Annotated in this window: 16 protein-coding genes; 11 read left to right on the forward strand and 5 right to left on the reverse strand. The window is 46.6% G+C overall.

Annotated features, from left to right (window positions below):
• Positions 1-59: 59 nt before the first annotated feature.
• Positions 60-1,283: a dicarboxylate/amino acid:cation symporter gene (locus E7027_04735; GenBank protein MBE6421418.1), complete on the forward strand. Its 1,224-nt coding sequence runs from the start codon at positions 60-62 to the stop codon at positions 1,281-1,283.
• 64 nt (positions 1,284-1,347) lie between these two features.
• Here E7027_04735 and E7027_04740 read toward each other — a convergent pair whose 3' ends face one another.
• On the reverse strand, positions 1,348-2,697 hold the full coding sequence (locus E7027_04740) for an NADP-specific glutamate dehydrogenase (protein MBE6421419.1): 1,350 nt from the start codon (positions 2,695-2,697) through the stop codon (positions 1,348-1,350).
• A 120-nt stretch (positions 2,698-2,817) separates the two neighbouring features.
• Between E7027_04740 and E7027_04745 the strand changes: the two genes are divergently transcribed.
• From E7027_04745 to E7027_04785, 9 genes are all read left to right on the forward strand, one after another.
• A complete protein-coding gene (locus E7027_04745) occupies positions 2,818-3,267 on the forward strand; it encodes a metal-dependent transcriptional regulator (GenBank protein ID MBE6421420.1) in 450 nt (149 codons plus the stop codon).
• Positions 3,268-3,273: 6 nt separating this feature from the next.
• On the forward strand, positions 3,274-4,593 hold the full coding sequence (locus tag E7027_04750; GenBank protein ID MBE6421421.1) for a tetratricopeptide repeat protein: 1,320 nt from the start codon (positions 3,274-3,276) through the stop codon (positions 4,591-4,593).
• Positions 4,590-5,171 carry a hypothetical protein gene (locus tag E7027_04755; GenBank protein ID MBE6421422.1) on the forward strand — a complete coding sequence of 194 codons (582 nt, stop codon included), beginning with the start codon at positions 4,590-4,592 and terminating at the stop codon, positions 5,169-5,171. Before E7027_04750 ends, E7027_04755 begins: the two co-directional genes overlap by 4 nt.
• 68 nt (positions 5,172-5,239) lie before the next feature.
• Entirely contained in the window at positions 5,240-8,059 is a 2,820-nt protein-coding gene (gene ileS / locus E7027_04760) for an isoleucine--tRNA ligase (GenBank protein ID MBE6421423.1), read from the forward strand.
• A 91-nt stretch (positions 8,060-8,150) separates the two neighbouring features.
• Complete coding sequence (gene lspA / locus E7027_04765) at positions 8,151-8,543, forward strand: signal peptidase II (GenBank protein MBE6421424.1); 393 nt, start codon at positions 8,151-8,153, stop codon at positions 8,541-8,543.
• On the forward strand, positions 8,540-9,523 hold the full coding sequence (locus E7027_04770; protein MBE6421425.1) for a tetratricopeptide repeat protein: 984 nt from the start codon (positions 8,540-8,542) through the stop codon (positions 9,521-9,523). Before lspA ends, E7027_04770 begins: the two co-directional genes overlap by 4 nt.
• A gap of 5 nt (positions 9,524-9,528) precedes the next feature.
• A complete protein-coding gene (locus E7027_04775) occupies positions 9,529-11,478 on the forward strand; it encodes a cation-translocating P-type ATPase (GenBank protein MBE6421426.1) in 1,950 nt (649 codons plus the stop codon).
• Positions 11,475-11,876: an NADPH-dependent 7-cyano-7-deazaguanine reductase QueF gene (gene queF / locus E7027_04780; GenBank protein MBE6421427.1), complete on the forward strand. Its 402-nt coding sequence runs from the start codon at positions 11,475-11,477 to the stop codon at positions 11,874-11,876. Before E7027_04775 ends, queF begins: the two co-directional genes overlap by 4 nt.
• Position 11,877: 1 nt before the next feature.
• Positions 11,878-12,594, forward strand: a complete 717-nt coding sequence (locus E7027_04785) for a hypothetical protein (protein MBE6421428.1) — start codon at positions 11,878-11,880, stop codon at positions 12,592-12,594.
• 42 nt (positions 12,595-12,636) lie between these two features.
• Here the strand turns inward: E7027_04785 and E7027_04790 are convergent, their stop codons facing one another.
• Genes E7027_04790 through plsY form a run of 3 tightly spaced genes read right to left on the reverse strand, consistent with a single transcriptional unit; the run spans position 12,637 to position 14,541 of the window.
• Entirely contained in the window at positions 12,637-12,900 is a 264-nt protein-coding gene (locus E7027_04790; GenBank protein MBE6421429.1) for a DNA-binding protein HU, read from the reverse strand.
• 20 nt (positions 12,901-12,920) lie between these two features.
• The gene (locus E7027_04795) at positions 12,921-14,000 is read right to left on the reverse strand and encodes an NAD(P)-dependent glycerol-3-phosphate dehydrogenase (protein ID MBE6421430.1); all 1,080 of its coding nucleotides are present in this window, start codon (positions 13,998-14,000) and stop codon (positions 12,921-12,923) included.
• Positions 13,912-14,541 (reverse strand): glycerol-3-phosphate 1-O-acyltransferase PlsY, encoded by a 630-nt coding sequence (gene plsY, locus E7027_04800; GenBank protein MBE6421431.1) that lies wholly within the window; start codon positions 14,539-14,541, stop codon positions 13,912-13,914. The genes E7027_04795 and plsY overlap by 89 nt, the downstream gene beginning before the upstream one ends.
• Before the next feature lie 90 nt (positions 14,542-14,631).
• On the opposite strand from plsY, the gene E7027_04805 reads away from it, so the two are divergent.
• Complete coding sequence (locus tag E7027_04805) at positions 14,632-15,612, forward strand: serine protease (GenBank protein ID MBE6421432.1); 981 nt, start codon at positions 14,632-14,634, stop codon at positions 15,610-15,612.
• Here the strand turns inward: E7027_04805 and hflX are convergent.
• A complete protein-coding gene (hflX, locus tag E7027_04810) occupies positions 15,598-16,842 on the reverse strand; it encodes a GTPase HflX (protein MBE6421433.1) in 1,245 nt (414 codons plus the stop codon). The two genes, E7027_04805 and hflX, sit on opposite strands and share 15 nt — an antisense overlap.
• Positions 16,843-16,868 lie beyond the last annotated feature (26 nt).

The following is a 16,868-nucleotide window of genomic DNA, read 5'->3' on the forward strand; positions in this document are numbered from 1 at the left end:
TTGCCGTCAAGACGATACACACATTTCGTATAATAATGATTTACGATGAGGAGCGGAAAATGAAAATACGAAAAAGAAAATTGCATTTGAAGTTGAAATGGGGGCTTTTGCCCGGGGTAATTTGTGCTATTATTTCGGGCATTGTGTGCGGGTTGTTTTTCCCCGACGGGCTGACCCGTGCCGTGCTGACCTTTAACGGGTTGTTCGGTAATTTTTTGGGTTTTATGATTCCGCTTTTGATTGTGGGCCTGGTGGCTCCCGGTATTGCGGAATTGGGCCGAAGTGCCGGCAAACTGTTGTTTATTACGGCGGCTCTTGCCTATGCTTTTACCTTGGTGTCCGGCTTTTTTAGTTTTACGGTGGCCGATTTGGCCTTGCCGTATTTATTGGATCCTTCTTCCTTAAAAACACAATTTGCTTCCGCGGCGGAATTGAAACCGTATTTTACCATAGCCATGCCGCCTTTGATGGATGTGATGAGTGCGCTTGTGTTTGCATTTGCCTTGGGATTGGGCATGGCATCTATTCAGGGAGAACGCTTAAAGGGTATTATGGTTGATTTCCGCGATATTGTGGACAAAGTAATTTTGCGCGTCATTATTCCGCTCCTTCCCTATTACATTTTCGGTATTTTTTTGAATATGACGGTATCCGGCCAAGCCGTGGCGGTATTGGGTGTATTTGCCAAAATAATTGTGTTAATCTTTTTGATTACGGCCGTTATGTTGGTGTTGCAATTTACTTTGGCGGGAATTGTTGCGGGGAAAAATCCCTTTTCCATGCTTAAAGTGATGTTGGTATCGTACATGACGGCTTTAGGGACGCAATCTTCCGCCGCCACGATTCCGGTTACGCTCAAGCAAACCGTTAAAATCGGCGTGCGGGAAGAAGTCGCCGGTTTTGTGGTTCCGTTATGCGCTACGATTCATCTTTCGGGAAGTACCATGAAAATTGTAGCGTGTGCCTTGGCGATTTTATTTATGACGGGGGCTTCCGTTTCCGTGTGGCAATTTGCCGGTTTTATTTGTATGTTGGGAATTACCATGGTGGCGGCTCCGGGCGTTCCCGGGGGAGCGATTATGGCTGCCTTGGGCGTACTGCAAAGTATGCTGGGTTTCGGCGAGGCGGAATTGGGGCTGATGATTGCGCTTTATATTGCCATGGACTCCTTCGGTACGGCGTGTAATGTAACGGGAGACGGGGCCATAGCGACGATTGTGAATAAAATTTACTCCCGAAAAAACCCGCCGGGGGATACTCCGCAAGCGCCCAAAGCCGCTTAGGCATTTATTTTATCCGACAAAAAACCCCGGTAATACCCGGGGTTTTTTATCGGGGAAAGAGAACTTACACAAGCCCTTGATCCAACATAGCATCGGCCACCTTCTTAAACCCGGCAATGTTGGCCCCTGCCATATAGTTGCCTTTCATGCCGTACATTTCGGCAGCGGATAAACAACTGGCATGAATACTGTTCATGATGCGTTGCAGGTATTGGTCTACTTCTTCTCGAGTCCAATAAACGCGCATGCTGTTTTGAGTCATTTCCAAGCCCGATACCGCCACCCCGCCGGCGTTGGAGGCTTTACCGGGAGAATAAAGGATGCCGGCCTGCTGGAAGGATTCCACGGCACCGGGAGTACAAGGCATATTGGAACCTTCGCAGACGCATTGGCAACCGTTTTGTAATAACAATTTGGCATCTTCTTCGTGCAGTTCGTTTTCGCAAGCCGTCGGGCAGGCTACCTGACAAGGGATATCCCAGGTTTTTTTGCCGGGGCGGAATTCGGCCCCTGTAAATTTTTGGGCGTATTCCTTCAAACTGCCGCGGCGGACAAAAACCAAATCTTTTAAGAAGGCTAATTTTTCCGCATCTACACCGTCTTTATCGTAAATGCTTCCGTCGTAATCCATAAAACCTACCACTTTCCCGCCCAGTTGGGTGAGTTTTTCAATGGCGTAAATTCCCACATTTCCCGTACCGGAAACAATGCAGGTTTTGCCTTTGATTTCTTCTTGTCGGGTAGCCAGCATATTTTGCGCAAAATAGGCCACACCGTAACCGGTGGCTTCCGGCCGCAACAAACTGCCGCCCCAGTTGGGTTTTTTGCCGGTAAAAGCGCCGGTAAAATCGTTTGTTAATTTCTTATACTGCCCGAACATATAGCCGATTTCGCGCGCGCCGCAACCCAAATCTCCGGCGGGGATATCGGTGTGGTAGCCGATGTGGTGGTATAGTTCGTTGATAAACGAGTGGCAAAAACGCATTACTTCCGCGTCGCTTTTGCCGCGGGTGTCAAAATCGCTTCCGCCTTTTCCTCCGCCCAACGGGAGAGTGGTTAAACTGTTTTTGAAAGTTTGTTCGAACCCTAAGAACTTTAAGGAATCTTGCGTAACGGTTTGGTGAAAACGAATCCCGCCTTTGTACGGGCCGAGTGCGCTGTTGAACTGCACGCGGAAACCGCGGTTTACATGCACTTCGCCTTTATCGTCTTGCCACGGTACGCGAAAGATAATAATGCGTTCGGGTTCGGTTACGCGTTCCAAAATTTTTTCTTTTACATAAACGGGGTTTTGTTCCAAGACGGGTTTAAGGCTTCCCACTACTTCTTTTACGGCTTGGTGAAACACTTTTTGTGCAGGGTCCTTCTTTATTTGGTTTGCCAAAAAATCGGCGGTATAAGTGTTGATATCCATAAGTTCTCCTTGTGGGTGCATCTACCCTCATTATAAACTTATGGTTTACGGAAAGCAAGGAAAGTTTTTCGTTTGTAAAAATATGTTAATATATACAAAACTTACGCTGCGAGGACACGCATGAAACCGTCTCCCACTAATATTAAAAAGAAATTGAAAAGTATGTTTTCTGCTCCGGAACACCCCTCGAAACTTTCCGCCAATATGGAAGACTATTTAGAGGCCGTTTCTCTGTGCGCCAACGAGAAAGGCGTTGCCCGCGTGAGTGATATTCGGGATATGATGAATGTTAAAACACCCAGCGTAACGGGTGCCTTAAAGGCTTTGGCGGCGGGGGGATATGTGTGCCATCAACCGTACGGCGGAGTGGAACTGACCGCCAAAGGCCGCCGAACGGCGGAAGATGTAAAAAAACGCCACGCTATTTTAAGTCGTTTTCTCACGCAAGTATTGGGGGTCAATTCCAAAACGGCCGATTTAGATGCCTGTAAAATGGAGCATGCCATCAGCCGCGAGACCTTGGAAAAACTCCATACCTACTTACACAAAATAACCGGAACGGAAGAGTAAAAAATTATGGAAAAAGTCAGCCAACAATTGGAAAAAATTAAACAATTAACAAAAGAAAATAAATTTGACGAAGCCTTGGCTCTTTGCAGTGAGGCCGTGGGCGAATTTCCCCAGGTGGCCGAGTTGTATTACCAAAAGGCAGTTATTTTGTGGAACAAAAGCGAAGTGTTTGACCTTCCGCGGGAAGAATTTTCCGATTTATTAAAAAAAGCCACCGATTTGGATTCCCACTATTCCGAACCGCACAAATTATGGGGTTATGCCAATTTGTTGCTTGGGTACCCTGCACAGGCGGAGGCCGGTTATACCCGCGCTATCGCGGCTAACCCGCAGGATTGGGAAGCCTATGCCTATCGGGGGGAACTGTATAAACGCTACGAAATGTACGATAAAGCCGTAGAAGATTTTACCAAAGCGATTGACGGCGGCCTTGCCGGAAATCGTACCTATGCTTTTCGTGCCGACTCCAAATATGCCTTGAAAGATTACGAAGGGGCCCTGGCCGATTATACAAAAGGGATAGAATTTAACCCCAATTACGGCGGGGGATTTTTTGGCAGAGGCCGCTGTAAGTATGCGCTTGAGGATTATGCGGGAGCGGTGGAAGAGTATAACCAAGCGATTGCTTTATTTCCCAACGAGGCTTCTTTGTATGGCTACCGCGCAGATGCAAAAATGAAGTTGGACGATTCCACGGGTGCGTTAGCAGATTTTCAAAAAGCGTTGGAACTGAATCCCACAGATAAGATGGCTTTGCGAGCGGTGGGAGATTTGCAACAAAAGATTTTGTCCGATATCCCGGAAGGAACCCCTTCATTGGAAGTAACCCTTAAAAACGGTTACAAGGCAAGCCTGGTTACTTTGCCTAACGGCGAACAGGTATCCCTTTGGCATTTGGGGGCCGAAGCGGACGAACCCGAACAGGCCGAAACACCGGTTTCTCAAGAAAGTACCGAGGAAGATTTCCCGGAAGAAACAGATGAAGAACTTTTGGAAAAGGATAGTTTTCTTTTAGATATGCGCTATAAACTATATGCCCGTGCTGCAAGTGCTATTTCGGCTGATGATGCAGACGAACTGCGTAAGTTGTTGGCGGACGGAATGAAACCCGATATAACGGACGAAAACGGTTATACGCCTTTGATGCTGGCTTGCTCCATGGGCAAGAAACAAATGGTGGAAATACTGGTTGAACACGGGGCCGATATCAATATGCCGCATATCATGGACGGAAACCCTACCGGTATGAACGCTTTGAAATTGGCTGAGTGCATGGGCCACGCGGAAATTGTGAATTTCCTTAAAGGAAAAGGAGCCAAGCCGTGAACGGGTATAGCCTGGGCTTTCGCTTGGCACTTAAATCTCCTCCTTGGTTGAGGTATTTGTTAACCCTGCTTTTTTTGTTGGTGCTGGGAAAATTGCTTCTATCCCACTATGTATTACCCTGCAAACACTACCGTTTGATTATCGGCAAAGCGGAACAAATTTTACAAGCCCAAAAAGTCTATTATCTCAGTAAAGAAAATTTTACGGGCGATTTGGATAAATTGGATATATCCCTCCCGCCGGCAAAAAGCAAAGAACTGGAGCGTCCCCGGTACATAAGCGACCCTTTCCAAGGGACGTTTCTAACGGCCGAAAATACCACCTACATAACCGAGAAAGGGGATCAATTTTACCTCAGTGCCGATAGCACCGGGCAAGAAAAAGGGGTGGAAATAATCGTTTTTGGAAAAGATTTGCCGGTTGCGTACAGAATCCGGGCGTTTTATCCGTATTCTGCCGAAAATAAACCCCGCTTAAAAATCTATCGCTATTGTTATCCCGTATTTGTCGAAAGTTCTTCCCTGCCGGAAAAACAGGCCATGAAAATTTGCCAAAAAGAAAGTATTTCATACAAATAGAAATTCGGTATCCGCTTCCTTCTAAATTTTCTATAATGTAAGTATCCTTAATTTACGGAGTTTTTACCATGGCAAAAAATAAGTATTCTCACACCGTTTTGCTTCCCAAAACGGATTTCCCTATGCGTGCAGGTCTTACGCAAAAAGAACCTAAAATTTTAGATTTTTGGAAGTCTATCAACCTCTACGAAGCCGTTCTCAAGAAAAACGAAGCGGGCAAACACTTTGTATTGCACGACGGGCCGCCCTACGCCAACGGGAAAATTCACATCGGCCACGCACTCGATAAAACCATTAAGGATATTATTCTCAAAAGCCGCAGCATGACAGGGCATTACGCCCCGTATGTGCCGGGGTGGGACTGCCATGGTCTGCCCATTGAACAGGCGTTACTCAAAGAACTCAAACAAGACAAAAAACACATTACCGATGTGCCCGCCTTCCGCAAGAAAGCGCGCGAATTTGCTGCCAAATTTATCGATTTGCAACGCCAAGGTTTCAAACGCTTGGGTGTTCAAACCGATTGGGACGATCCGTACCTCACCATGTCTCCCCGCTACGAAGGCATTACGATTGCCGTGTTTTTGGACTTAATTGAAAAAGGATATGTTTACAAGGGCCAAAAAACCATCACTTGGTGTTCCCATTGCGAAACGGCTTTGGCCGATGCGGAAACCGAGTACAAAGATGTTTCCTCTTCTTCTATTTACCTGCGTTTTAGACTCGCAAACCCCAACCCCGAAGTGTTGGGCGAGTTGGACTATACCCAACCTATCAGTTTGGGTGTGTGGACTACCACCCCGTGGACGATTCCCTCCAACATGGCGGCGGCTGTTTCCAACACGGAAGATTACGCCATTTTGAAAGATGACAAAACGGGCGAGTATTACATTGTTGCCGAAAAATTGGCCGAAGAATTTTTGAAAAATACCGGTTTGGAATGCACGCAAGCCGGCAAAGTGTCCGGAGAAAAATTGGTAGGCATGAAATACTATCACCCGCTTACCAATAAAGAAAACCCGATTATTTGGACGGACTTTGTAACCATGGACGCCGGGGTGGGTATCGTGCACATCGCTCCCGGCCACGGGGAAGATGACTTTAGAGCCGGTAAACAATGGGGCTTGGAAACCTTCTGCCCCGTTGATGAACGCGGTTGCTACACCAAAGATGCCGGTGTGTTTGAAGGTATGCATGTGTTTGAAGCCAACCCGCTTATGGTTAAAAAATTGGACGAATTGGGTGCCCTGATTAAAGAACAGGAAATCGTGCACAGTTATCCGCATTGTTGGCGTTGCCATAACCCCATTATTTTCCGTGCTACGGAACAATGGTTTATGAGTATCGATAAAGACGGTCTGCGCCAAAAATTGATGGATAACCTTTCCCATGTTAAATTTTATCCGGCCGGCGGCGAAGAACGCATGCGCTCCATGATTGCTTTGCGCCCCGATTGGTGTTTGTCCCGCCAACGCTTCTGGGGTACCCCGGTAACCATTTTGTATTGTAAAAAATGCGGTAAACCGCAAATCAATCACGATTTGTTCGAGTTTATCAAAGCGCGCGCCATGAAGGAAGGCTCCGACTTTTGGTTTACGGACGAAGTGGAAAAACTCATGCCGCAAGGGTATGCGTGTGAATGCGGTTGCCACGAATTTAGAAAAGAAACCGATATTTTAGATGTGTGGTTGGATTCCGGCGTATCGTGGGCGGCGGTATTAAAAGACCGCGGGTTAGATTTCCCGGCCGATGTCTATTCCGAAGGTTCCGACCAGCACCGCGGTTGGTTCCAAAGTTCCTATATCCCTTCTTTTGCTTTAGAAGGAACGGCTCCTTTCAAAACGATTTTAACGCACGGCATGGTGCTTGCACAAGACGGCCGTCAAATGCATAAATCTCTTGGAAACAGCGTTGATCCCGAAGAGGTAGTGAACAAGTACGGGGCTGATATTTTGCGCCTGTGGGTTTCCTTCTCCGACTATCAGGGAGATGTACGCATTTCGGACGAAATTTTGGGCGGCCCGATTGATACTTATCGCAAAATCCGCAATACCGTTCGTTACGCTTTGGGGAACTTGGCCGATTACGACCCGGCTGTTCACCAAGTTCCGGGCAAAGAATTGACGGAAATGGATCAATACATGTTGGGCCGCTTAGACGCGCTTATCCAAGAAGTCCACGCCGGGTATGCGGAATTTAACTTCCGCCGTGCCATGCGTGCCATTACGGATTTCTGTATTTTGGATTTGTCTTCCTTTATGTTAGATGCTTCCAAAGACCGCTTATACACTTTGGGTGCCTCTTCTCCGGCCCGCCGCAGTGCCCAAACGGTTTTGGCTGAAATTGCCGTAACGCTCTTGCAGTTGATGGCTCCCGTGCTTTCCTTCACGGCTGAAGAAGCCTGGCAGGAACTTCGCAAAACTTCCCTGGGGCGTGATTTGCCGCAAAGCATTTTCCTTTCCAATATGCCGGTAAATGCGTCGCTTATTCCGCAAGTGAAATTGGAAGAAAAATGGAACCAAATTCGCCGCGTACGCGAAACCGTGCAGAAAACCTTGGAAGAAGCCCGTCAAAAAGGTGTAATCGGCTCTTCCTTGGAAGCCAAAGTAATTTTCAAAACGGCCGATGCGAACATGAAAGCCTTTTTGGAAGAAACCAAAAATCTTTGGCCCGAAATTGCTATCGTCTCTGCGGTAGAGATTGCGGACGGCACGGATACCTTAACCGTAGAAGCCGTACATGCAAGCGGTGTAAAATGTGCCCGCTGCTGGCAATGGAGAGAAGATGTCGGCTCCGATGCTAAACATGGTGATATTTGTGCCCGCTGCGCCGAAGTATTGGCTAAAGAAGGCCTTGTGGTAGAAGAAGGAGAACCCGTTGGTGCGTAACACTTGGAAAAAAGTGTGCAAGTGGTATTGGCAAAACTCCTATACAATAGGGGCCGTGGCGTTTGTGTTCCTGTTGGATCGTTTGACCAAAATGGCTGCACTCTTTTGGCTGAAAGAAGCCCCTGTGGAGTTGTTCCCTTTTTTCCATTTGCGTTATGTGGAAAATACCGGGGCTGCTTTTGGCATGATGCAAAACGGTAACTTGTGGCTTATTTTTATTATGCTGGGGATTGTGGCGTACCTGTTAAAAAGTTGGAAGGAACTCTGTTCTTACGGAGAAATAGTAAAATGGGGTTGTATCTTTATTTTAGCGGGTGCGCTGGGCAATCTTTATGATAGAATAACCTTAGGGTTTGTTGTAGATTTTTTAGATTTTCGGATTTGGCCCGTATTTAATGTGGCCGATTCGTTTATTACGATAGGCGGTTGTTTGTTTGTAATTTCTTTATTCACCTGCAAAAAAGAGCAAGGAGAGAAAAAATGAAAAGAGTATTTTGCATTTTCGTGGCGGTTTTATTTTTAGCGGCCTGCAGTGGAGATAAAAAACTGTTCAAGGAGGCCCAATTCGAAACTTCTAAAGGCAATTATAATAAGGCTATCCAACTTTATTCCCGTTTGATTAAGCAATCTCCCAAAGCCTTTGCCGCTTATGTAAACCGCGGTATTTTGTGGGAAAGCCTCCCGGCGAAAGACGTGAAAGAACGCCTTAAAAACCGCCGCTATGCCGAGTTGGATTACTTGCAGGCCATTAAACTCAGCCCCAATGTGCCCGAAACTTACAGCAACTTGGGTGCTTTGTACGTGGATCAAGGGCGCTACGCCGATGCCGTTTACCAATTAAATGAAGCCATTGCCCGCAATCCGCAGTATTTTGTTGCTCTGCTGAACCGCGCCATTGCCTACTATAAACAAGGCCGCTTATCAGAATCTTTGTTAGATTTTAACCGTGCTTTTAAGATTAACTCCAAAGAACCTCTTTTGTTCTTAAACCGCGGTTTGGCTTATTTCGATATGGGCCAATATCAGTCCGCCCTGGACGATTTTTCGTATCTTATTTCGCTTAAACCTCAAGATGCCCGTGCTTATTTGGAACGCGCGCGTGCTTTTATTAAAGCCGGTTATCCTGCCGATGCCTATGAAGATTTGGAAATGGCCGTTTCCTTAAAACCCACCTATGCGTTAGCCTACTACTACATGGGCGATTTGATGTTCCGCAAAGGGGAAACAGATTACGCCTTGGGCCTTTTGGTTCGCTCAAAAGAACTGGCCAGCCAATATGCTCCCACCTACGATTTGATGGGGGATATGTTAGCCGTGGAAGACCCGGTAGCGGCTACGGCAAACTATATGGCGGCCAGAAAATTGGATCCGGCCAATGTCCGCAAGTATGAAGCCAAAATGCGCTTGATGCGTACGGAAGAAGGACGCGAACGGGTTCTTGCCAACCGCTTTTTCCCGCGTTAATTTTTATGGCTGAAAAAGTAAATTCTTCTCGCCGGTTACCGGCGGTGCTTCAGTTGCCGTCTCGGGTATTTACCTACCGGTTTTTCCTGTCTGTTTGTCTGCTTATACTTATTTTGTTTTCCCTTACTTTCCAACACTCGAAAGTGGGAATCTTTGTATTGGCGTTAATCAATTTTCTTTTTTGTGCCGATGTATTTGCCCAATGTGCTTGGAAAGATTTGACCGTCGGGCGGGTAGGCCTTCCCATGTGGGTGACAGTTTCTGTTTTCGGCGGTTTTTTGTATTCTTCTTTTAATACTTTTTTAACCCGTACGCTCTTTGGCCCTTCCGCGGAACTCTACTTATATGTTTCTCTTTTTATCACCATTTCTCTTTGGGTTTGCCGTCGTTTTGCTCAACAAAAAGAACTTTCCCGTGTTTTTATTAAAAAACTGGACGATTTCCTTCCCAAGGCAGGACGCTTATGTGTGGGGCATCAATTCAGGAAAGTCTTTGCGCAGGAATTAAAACAAGGCGAAATTATTTTTGTAAAAACCGGAGAACGCCTGCCTTGCGACGGAATCGTTCGCAAGGGGAAAACTTCCATCGATGAACAACTAATTACCGGCAATATGTTGCCTACTTCCAAAACGGTAGGAAGCCGTGTGTACGCCGGAACACTCAATAAATCGGCCGATGTATATGTAGAAGTAACTGAAACCCTTGAACAATCCGCCTTGATGACTGTTATTTCCGCTATTAAAAAAGGGGAAACCCGCCGCGGAAATTTTAAGATTTCGTTGGATAAATGGTGTGCCGTATTTTTAGCAATCACGCTGTTGTGTGCAGTGGGGGGATATGCCTTTATGCTTTCCCGCCACGGGGCTGACCAATGGTTTTATTATTCGGGCATTTTGCTGGCGGGTTGTGCGTTGGGTTCGCCTTTGGCTCTTTTGTTTATTTCCATTTTTCCTTCCTTTTTTGCCCGTAGCGGTGCGCGTGGGGCTAAAATAAAAATACAAAATTTACAGGCCCTTGAAGATGTTGTGCAGGCCGATACTTTCTTTTTTGATAAAACCGGCACTCTTACTTACGGGGAACTGCGCGTATCGGGGGTGTATCCCGTGAAGCCTTCTTTGGAAAAGCAATTGTTGGAAGCCGTAGCCGCGGCCGAACAATTGGTGGACGGCCCGTTTGCCGATGCTGTTAACGGGTATGCCAAAAAGAAAGGTGTTAAAGTCCGTCGGGTGCTTTGTTTTGATGTGCTCCCCGGCTTGGGCGTACAGGCCATTTGCGGAGAAGATAAAATTCTGGCGGGTCGTTCCGCCTGGTTGGAAGAGCAAGGCGTTAAAACTTCCACCAAGGCCGACCACATGGCCGAAGCCGTCATTTGCGTGGCCAAAAACCGTAAATTCTTGGGGTATTTAACTTTGTCTGACGAATTGCGCCGCGGAGCCAACGAACTGGTTTCTTTCTTACATGAACAGAAAAAAGAGTTGGTTTTGGTATCGGGGGATAACGAATCTTCCGTTGCCTATATGGCCCAACAGGCAGGCATAGCCAAGGTAAACGCCAATGTTCTTCCCAAAACCAAGGCCGAGATTGTTTCCAACCTGCGCGCTATGGGAAAAAAAGTGGTAATGGTGGGAGACGGTTTTAACGACATTATTGCTTTGTTGCGTGCCGATGCGGGGGTGGTGTTTTCCTCCGGTAGAAATGTGTATAACAACTGGGTAGATGTTATCATCAAACGGCGGGACTTGTATTCCCTGCTAGATTTATTTACAATAAATAAGAAATTGCGCCGTATTACTGCCGGTAATGCCTGTTTTGCTTTTGGGCTTAACGCCGCGTTGACGGGGTATTTGTTTTGGCGCGGGCCGGGTAATTCCGGCTGGCATTGGGCTGTGGGGGGAAGTTTGGCCATAGTCCTACTGATTTGGTTAAATTCTGCGAGGTTATTAAAAATAAAATGAGTACACACGATATTGACTTTGGTTACACGTCCGATCACGCCCGCAAAAATGCGGATGTGGTACTTCCGGAAATTCAATGCTGGCCCAACCAGTACAAACGGGATTACGATATCAAAATCGAACTCCCGGAATTTACTTCCGTCTGCCCGAAAACGGGCCTGCCCGATTTTGGCGTGATTACCATTGAGTATATCCCGGACGAATTGTGCCTGGAATTAAAATCTCTTAAATACTATTTGTTGGAATACCGCGATATGGGTATTTTTATGGAAAACATTGCCAACAAAATCTTGGACGATGTTGTAAAGGCCTGTAAACCCAAAAAAGCCACCGTTACCGGGGTATTTACTCCGCGCGGCGGTTTGCGCTCGGTGATTACGGCCCGCTACGAAAAATAAAATGAAAAAAAATATCTTTTTAGCGGTTTCTTTTATTTTGGTCTTTTTGGCCGGCACGGTTTCCGTTCGCGTTTGGGACGCGTACAAGACCGCTCTGGCGGAAGAACAAGCCTCCTCTGCACCTTTCCAGGTGAGCGATACGGACTCGCTCTTTATCGCAAACATGGACGGGGCCACTACTCCCGAAGGAGTAGAAGTGATAGAAGAACCCGCCGTGGTGGACGACTCTGCCATTCCTTCCCAATTAACTAAAATTAAATTGGAAGGCGTGGCTCAAGTGGTTTCCCGAACGGGTACAGTGGTAAAAAACAAAGAGGAAGAAAACGATAATCCGGTTCAACTTCCCGGGGACGATTTGGTTCCTTCCCAAACAGGGACGCTCCAGCAGATTCCTGCTACGGAAAGTAAGATTTCCATGATAGAAGCCCCCGCCAAAGTAAAGCTGATTAAATCTTCGGCCGAATATAAGGCTTTTAAGCGGGTTGCCCGCGGAAGTTATCCGGCGGCTAATTTCAAAGAAGACTATATCGTGGTGTTGGAGTCTACCAGCAACCTGCCCGATAAAGTATTTGAAATTCAAGATGTGGTATTGCAAGACGGGAAAATGGTGGTCATCTACCGGGTAAATATTTTTGGCTTGGACGGAAAAACCAACACCCACACTGCCGTACGCATTGCCAAGACGGATCTTCCCATCGAATTGAAGCAAGTATTATAGTTTTATTTTTAAGAAAACCCCTGCCTATGGGCAGGGGTTTTTTTATTTCTTCAAAACATTTTCGGAAGGCTTAAAGCGTACTTTTTGTTTGGCAGGGACTTGTACCTTTTCGCCTGTTTTGGGGTTATGGCGCATGACCGGGCGGGCTGTTTTTAAGTGGAAAGTACCAAAGTTGCTAATAACCACTTTGCCGTCCCGTTTCAAGCCGTGTTTAATAATTTCAAACACTTTATCTACCGACATTTTAGCCTGCTTTTTGTCGAGTACATGGCGGGTTAAATGGCGGATAACATCGTCTTTATTCATACCTTTAATATCCTTCTAAATTATTTATTGCCCCGTTCGGTAAAACCCATGGCATGCAACAATACATGGGGTTCCTGTCCTTGGCAAACCAGTTGCCAAATGGCATCTATAATGGGGGTTTTTAAGTTGTTTTTGCGGGCGATATCGTATACACTTTGCACGGAGTTTACGCCCTCGGCAATCGTACCCACGGCTTTTTTTGCTTCTTCCAAGGAAAGCCCGGCGCCCAGTTTTTCGCCTAAACGGCGGTTGCGCGAAATAGCGGACATACCCGTTAAAATAGCATCACCGAAACCGGCCAAACTGTAAACCGTGTTGGCTTGACCGCCTTGGCTGACGATAATATCGTTCATTTCCTGCAAGGCTTGGGTAATAAGGGCCGATTTGGCGTTGGCCCCGTCGCCAATACCGTCAATGACACCGCAGCCGATGGCGAGCACATTTTTAATACCGCCGCCGTACTCCACCCCGCGTCTATCCGAGGCTGGCACCACAATAATGGGGTCGGCGTTCATAATGTCGCGGATTTCGTCCACAAGCACAGGATCTTTACCCGCGAGCATAATTTTGGTCGGCACATTTTGGGCTACTTCCAAAGCAAAACTCGGGCCGCTGAAAGCGAGCACTTTGTCCTGCAAGTGGGGAAGTTCTTCTTCTACAATTTCGCAAATGGTTTTGAAAGTTTTTTCTTCTATCCCTTTAGATGCGCTGACAATCGGTACTACGCGGCCGTTCAATAAGGGTTTCAACTGCTCGCGGCAGAAAGCGCGAATCGCTTTGGAAGAAATAACAAAAACAATTAAATCTGTATCTTTTACGGCTTCTTCCACACTACCCGTAAGGCGGATATTATCGTGAATCTTAAAATTAGGGATATTCGGGTGGCGGCCGATGGTTTTAAGGACATTTAACAACTGTTCGTTATATTCCCACAACGAAACCTGATAGCCTTTTTTAGCCAAGTGTTGGGCAATAACGCTACCCCAAATGCCGGCACCGAATACGGTAATTTTATTTATTTTCATTTGCTTTTCTCTTTTTAGAGCCGTCTTCAAATTTAAGTTCTTTTTGTTGTAACAAGCGTTTGATATTGGGTACATGTTTGTAGATAACCAACGCACCCACCGCACTAACCATTAAGTTAACGGATAAGGGGTGATTGCCGATGAGAAAACTGCAAACAGGCAAAACGATACAAGCGCAAATGGAACCGATAGAAATGCGTCCCCATAAGGCCACACACAACACAAAGGAAGCAAAAGCGATGGCAGTGGGAATCGGTACGATAGCGGCAAATACACCGGCAGAGGTGGCTACACCTTTACCGCCGCGGAATTTCAAATAAATCGTCCACATGTGGCCCAAAATGGCGATAATACCGCACAAAATGGCAATCCAGTAATTATCCGGGCAGTAGTGGCGGGCCAAGCACACCGGAATAAAACCTTTCAGCCCGTCAATCAGGAAGGTGCTGACACCGGCCCATTTACCGACCGTGCGGTACACGTTGGCCGCACCGGGGTTGCCGGAGCCATGTTCTCTGATATCAATGCCCATCACGCGTTTGGCGATGAGGTAACCGGTCGGGACAGACCCGAGCAAATAACTGAACAACACGAGTAGGGTGATAGTTATCATCATATATCTATTATATTATATTTGAACCTTTGAAAATAGGTACTTTGGCAGAAAAGGTGGTTTTTTTGAAGTTTTTTATATAAACTTAAATATATGAAAAACATTTTAATTTTAAGTTTATTTTTAAGTCTTTTCGTTTCCGCATACGCGCAGGAGAAAGAACCCGCGGTGCACGAAAATGCTTTTTTGGTACAAAAAGAAATTGCGACTTGGGAAACTTCGCAAACCTATAATTCCAAGGCGCGGGTGTATTCTTGCCAAGCGGTGCGCGTGCATAAGAATTGGTTTATTACAGCGGCTCACTGCGTGTATGCTTCCTGCCGCGATTCCAAATCTTGCACGGTACAAATTACCTTAGCAGAAGCAGAATTGAAAGCGGATGTGCGCATTATGCATAGCACCGCTTCTCCGCGGGTGTTTATTTACAGCGGGTTTTTCCCGGGGCAAAACCGTATCAGCGGGGTAGATGCCGCGCTTATTTATTTCGATCCGGAAACCGCCCACTACCTGTTTGCCAATATGGAAACGGGGGAATCTTTGGAGTATGACCAATTTAAGAAACTGCTTCGTTTCTCTCCGGAAACAAAAGCACAGTACCAGGCCTACGGGGTGCGGTTAATTAACTCCGCCACGGCTCCTACCGCAAAGTTGAACCCTGTACTGGCGGTGCCGCGGGTGAGCAGAGGGGTGGTGTCTTACCGTTTATCCGCGACGGATAATTTCTTTGTAGAAAAACTGAAACACTTTATTTCGCCCGATTTTGGCGTTCGTCAAGGCAATAGCGGGGGCGGGGTGTTTACGGCCGACGGAGATTTAATCGGCATTGTTTCTTCCGGTCTTTTTACGGGAAAAGATTTGGCTTTTCACGATGAAGAAGGGAAAACCGTATTTACACTTAAAGATGCCAGCAGTTTCTTTTTCTTTACGGGGTTTAACGGCTCTACGATGGGTTTTATCCGCAATAAAGTTCCTTCCCTGCGTACTATTAGTTTAGTGCCCTTTTTTGCAGAACCCACTGAACAAGATTTCAACGATATTATCAAACAGGTAGAAGGAACTTCAATGGTTTTTTAGCCGTTTTTGCAAACTCTTAAAATTCCCGTCCGTTGCCATTAAGGTTAATTCCAAGGCACCGGACGGTTTTTCTTTCCGGCCGGTTACGATGGCTTTTTCGTAGATAATTCCCAATAAATTAAGTTGGTGCGGTTGCAGTGTAAGGCGGCAGATTTTCCAGCGGTATGCGGCGGCCTCTTCCGCTTTTTCCAACAGTTCCGTCAGGCCCTTTTCTTGGGCGGCACTGATAAAAATACCGTCGGGGTATTGTTCTTTTAACAGTTTTTGTTGAGCGGGGGGGAGCAAATCTGTTTTATTAAACACATCTAATATGGGTGTTTGCTTGGAGCCCAAATCGGCTATGATTTGGCGTACGGTGGCGGCTTGTTCTTCCCGCAGAGCGGAAGCGGCATCGTGTACTTGTAAAATAACATCGGCAAAGGTGGTTTCTTCCAAAGTGGCACGGAAGGAACTGACCAAACTGTGCGGTAATTTTTGGATAAATCCCACCGTATCAGTAAAAAGCATTTCTCCCCCGGCAGGCATTTTAACGCGGCGGGTGGTAGGGTCTAAAGTGGCGAAGAGTTTGTCGTCCGCATAGACGGCACTTTGGCGCGTAAGTGCATTTAATAAAGTGCTTTTGCCGGCATTAGTGTATCCCACAATGGCAATTTGAGGAAGCGGAATTTCTCCGCGGCGTTCTCTTCGTAAACTGCGTTCTTTTTTGACTTGTTCTATTTCTTTTTCCAATTTGCTGATACGCAGGCGAAGGCGGCGTTTGTCGTATTCCAGTTTTGTTTCCCCGGGGCCGCGAAGCCCGATACCGCCCTTTTGTTGCATCAGGGCTGTGCCTTGTCCGCCCAAGCGCGGTAAGAGGTATTTTAGTTGCGCCAATTCTACTTGTAACTTCCCTTCCTGCGTGCGTGCCCGTTGGGCGAAAATATCTAAAATAAGACGGGTGCGGTCTATTACTTTGGCAGAGATTACTTTTTCTAAATTTTTTTGTTGGGCGGGGGTAATTTCATCGTCAAAAATGACCGTTTGGGCTTCTAACAGGCGGGTTTGCTCCGCAATTTCTTCCATTTTCCCGCTACCGATAAGGGTTGCCGGGTGGAACGCGTTTACACGCACGCGGAAAACGCCTGCTATTTCTCCGCCTGCCGTATGGGCCAAGCGGTGCAGTTCTTCCAGCGAGGAAGTATTTTGGATATCTGTTTTAAGGGTAACGCCTACTAAAATTACCTTTTCCATATCTCATATTTTATAAAATAAAAACA

It is taken from the genome of Elusimicrobium sp., from assembly GCA_015062115.1.
Classification (GTDB): Bacteria; Elusimicrobiota; Elusimicrobia; order Elusimicrobiales; family Elusimicrobiaceae; genus Avelusimicrobium.

Coding starts and splice junctions, on each gene's coding strand:
- E7027_04735 (MBE6421418.1), top strand. CDS start 60: ATGAAAATACGAAAAAGAAAATTGCATTTGAAGTTGAAATGGGGGCTT.
- E7027_04740 (MBE6421419.1), bottom strand. CDS start 2,697: ATGGATATCAACACTTATACCGCCGATTTTTTGGCAAACCAAATAAAG.
- E7027_04745 (MBE6421420.1), top strand. CDS start 2,818: ATGAAACCGTCTCCCACTAATATTAAAAAGAAATTGAAAAGTATGTTT.
- E7027_04750 (MBE6421421.1), top strand. CDS start 3,274: ATGGAAAAAGTCAGCCAACAATTGGAAAAAATTAAACAATTAACAAAA.
- ileS (MBE6421423.1), top strand. CDS start 5,240: ATGGCAAAAAATAAGTATTCTCACACCGTTTTGCTTCCCAAAACGGAT.
- lspA (MBE6421424.1), top strand. CDS start 8,151: ATGGCTGCACTCTTTTGGCTGAAAGAAGCCCCTGTGGAGTTGTTCCCT.
- E7027_04770 (MBE6421425.1), top strand. CDS start 8,540: ATGAAAAGAGTATTTTGCATTTTCGTGGCGGTTTTATTTTTAGCGGCC.
- E7027_04775 (MBE6421426.1), top strand. CDS start 9,529: ATGGCTGAAAAAGTAAATTCTTCTCGCCGGTTACCGGCGGTGCTTCAG.
- queF (MBE6421427.1), top strand. CDS start 11,475: ATGAGTACACACGATATTGACTTTGGTTACACGTCCGATCACGCCCGC.
- E7027_04785 (MBE6421428.1), top strand. CDS start 11,878: ATGAAAAAAAATATCTTTTTAGCGGTTTCTTTTATTTTGGTCTTTTTG.
- E7027_04790 (MBE6421429.1), bottom strand. CDS start 12,900: ATGAATAAAGACGATGTTATCCGCCATTTAACCCGCCATGTACTCGAC.
- E7027_04795 (MBE6421430.1), bottom strand. CDS start 14,000: ATGTACCCAATATCAAACGCTTGTTACAACAAAAAGAACTTAAATTTG.
- plsY (MBE6421431.1), bottom strand. CDS start 14,541: ATGATGATAACTATCACCCTACTCGTGTTGTTCAGTTATTTGCTCGGG.
- E7027_04805 (MBE6421432.1), top strand. CDS start 14,632: ATGAAAAACATTTTAATTTTAAGTTTATTTTTAAGTCTTTTCGTTTCC.
- hflX (MBE6421433.1), bottom strand. CDS start 16,842: ATGGAAAAGGTAATTTTAGTAGGCGTTACCCTTAAAACAGATATCCAA.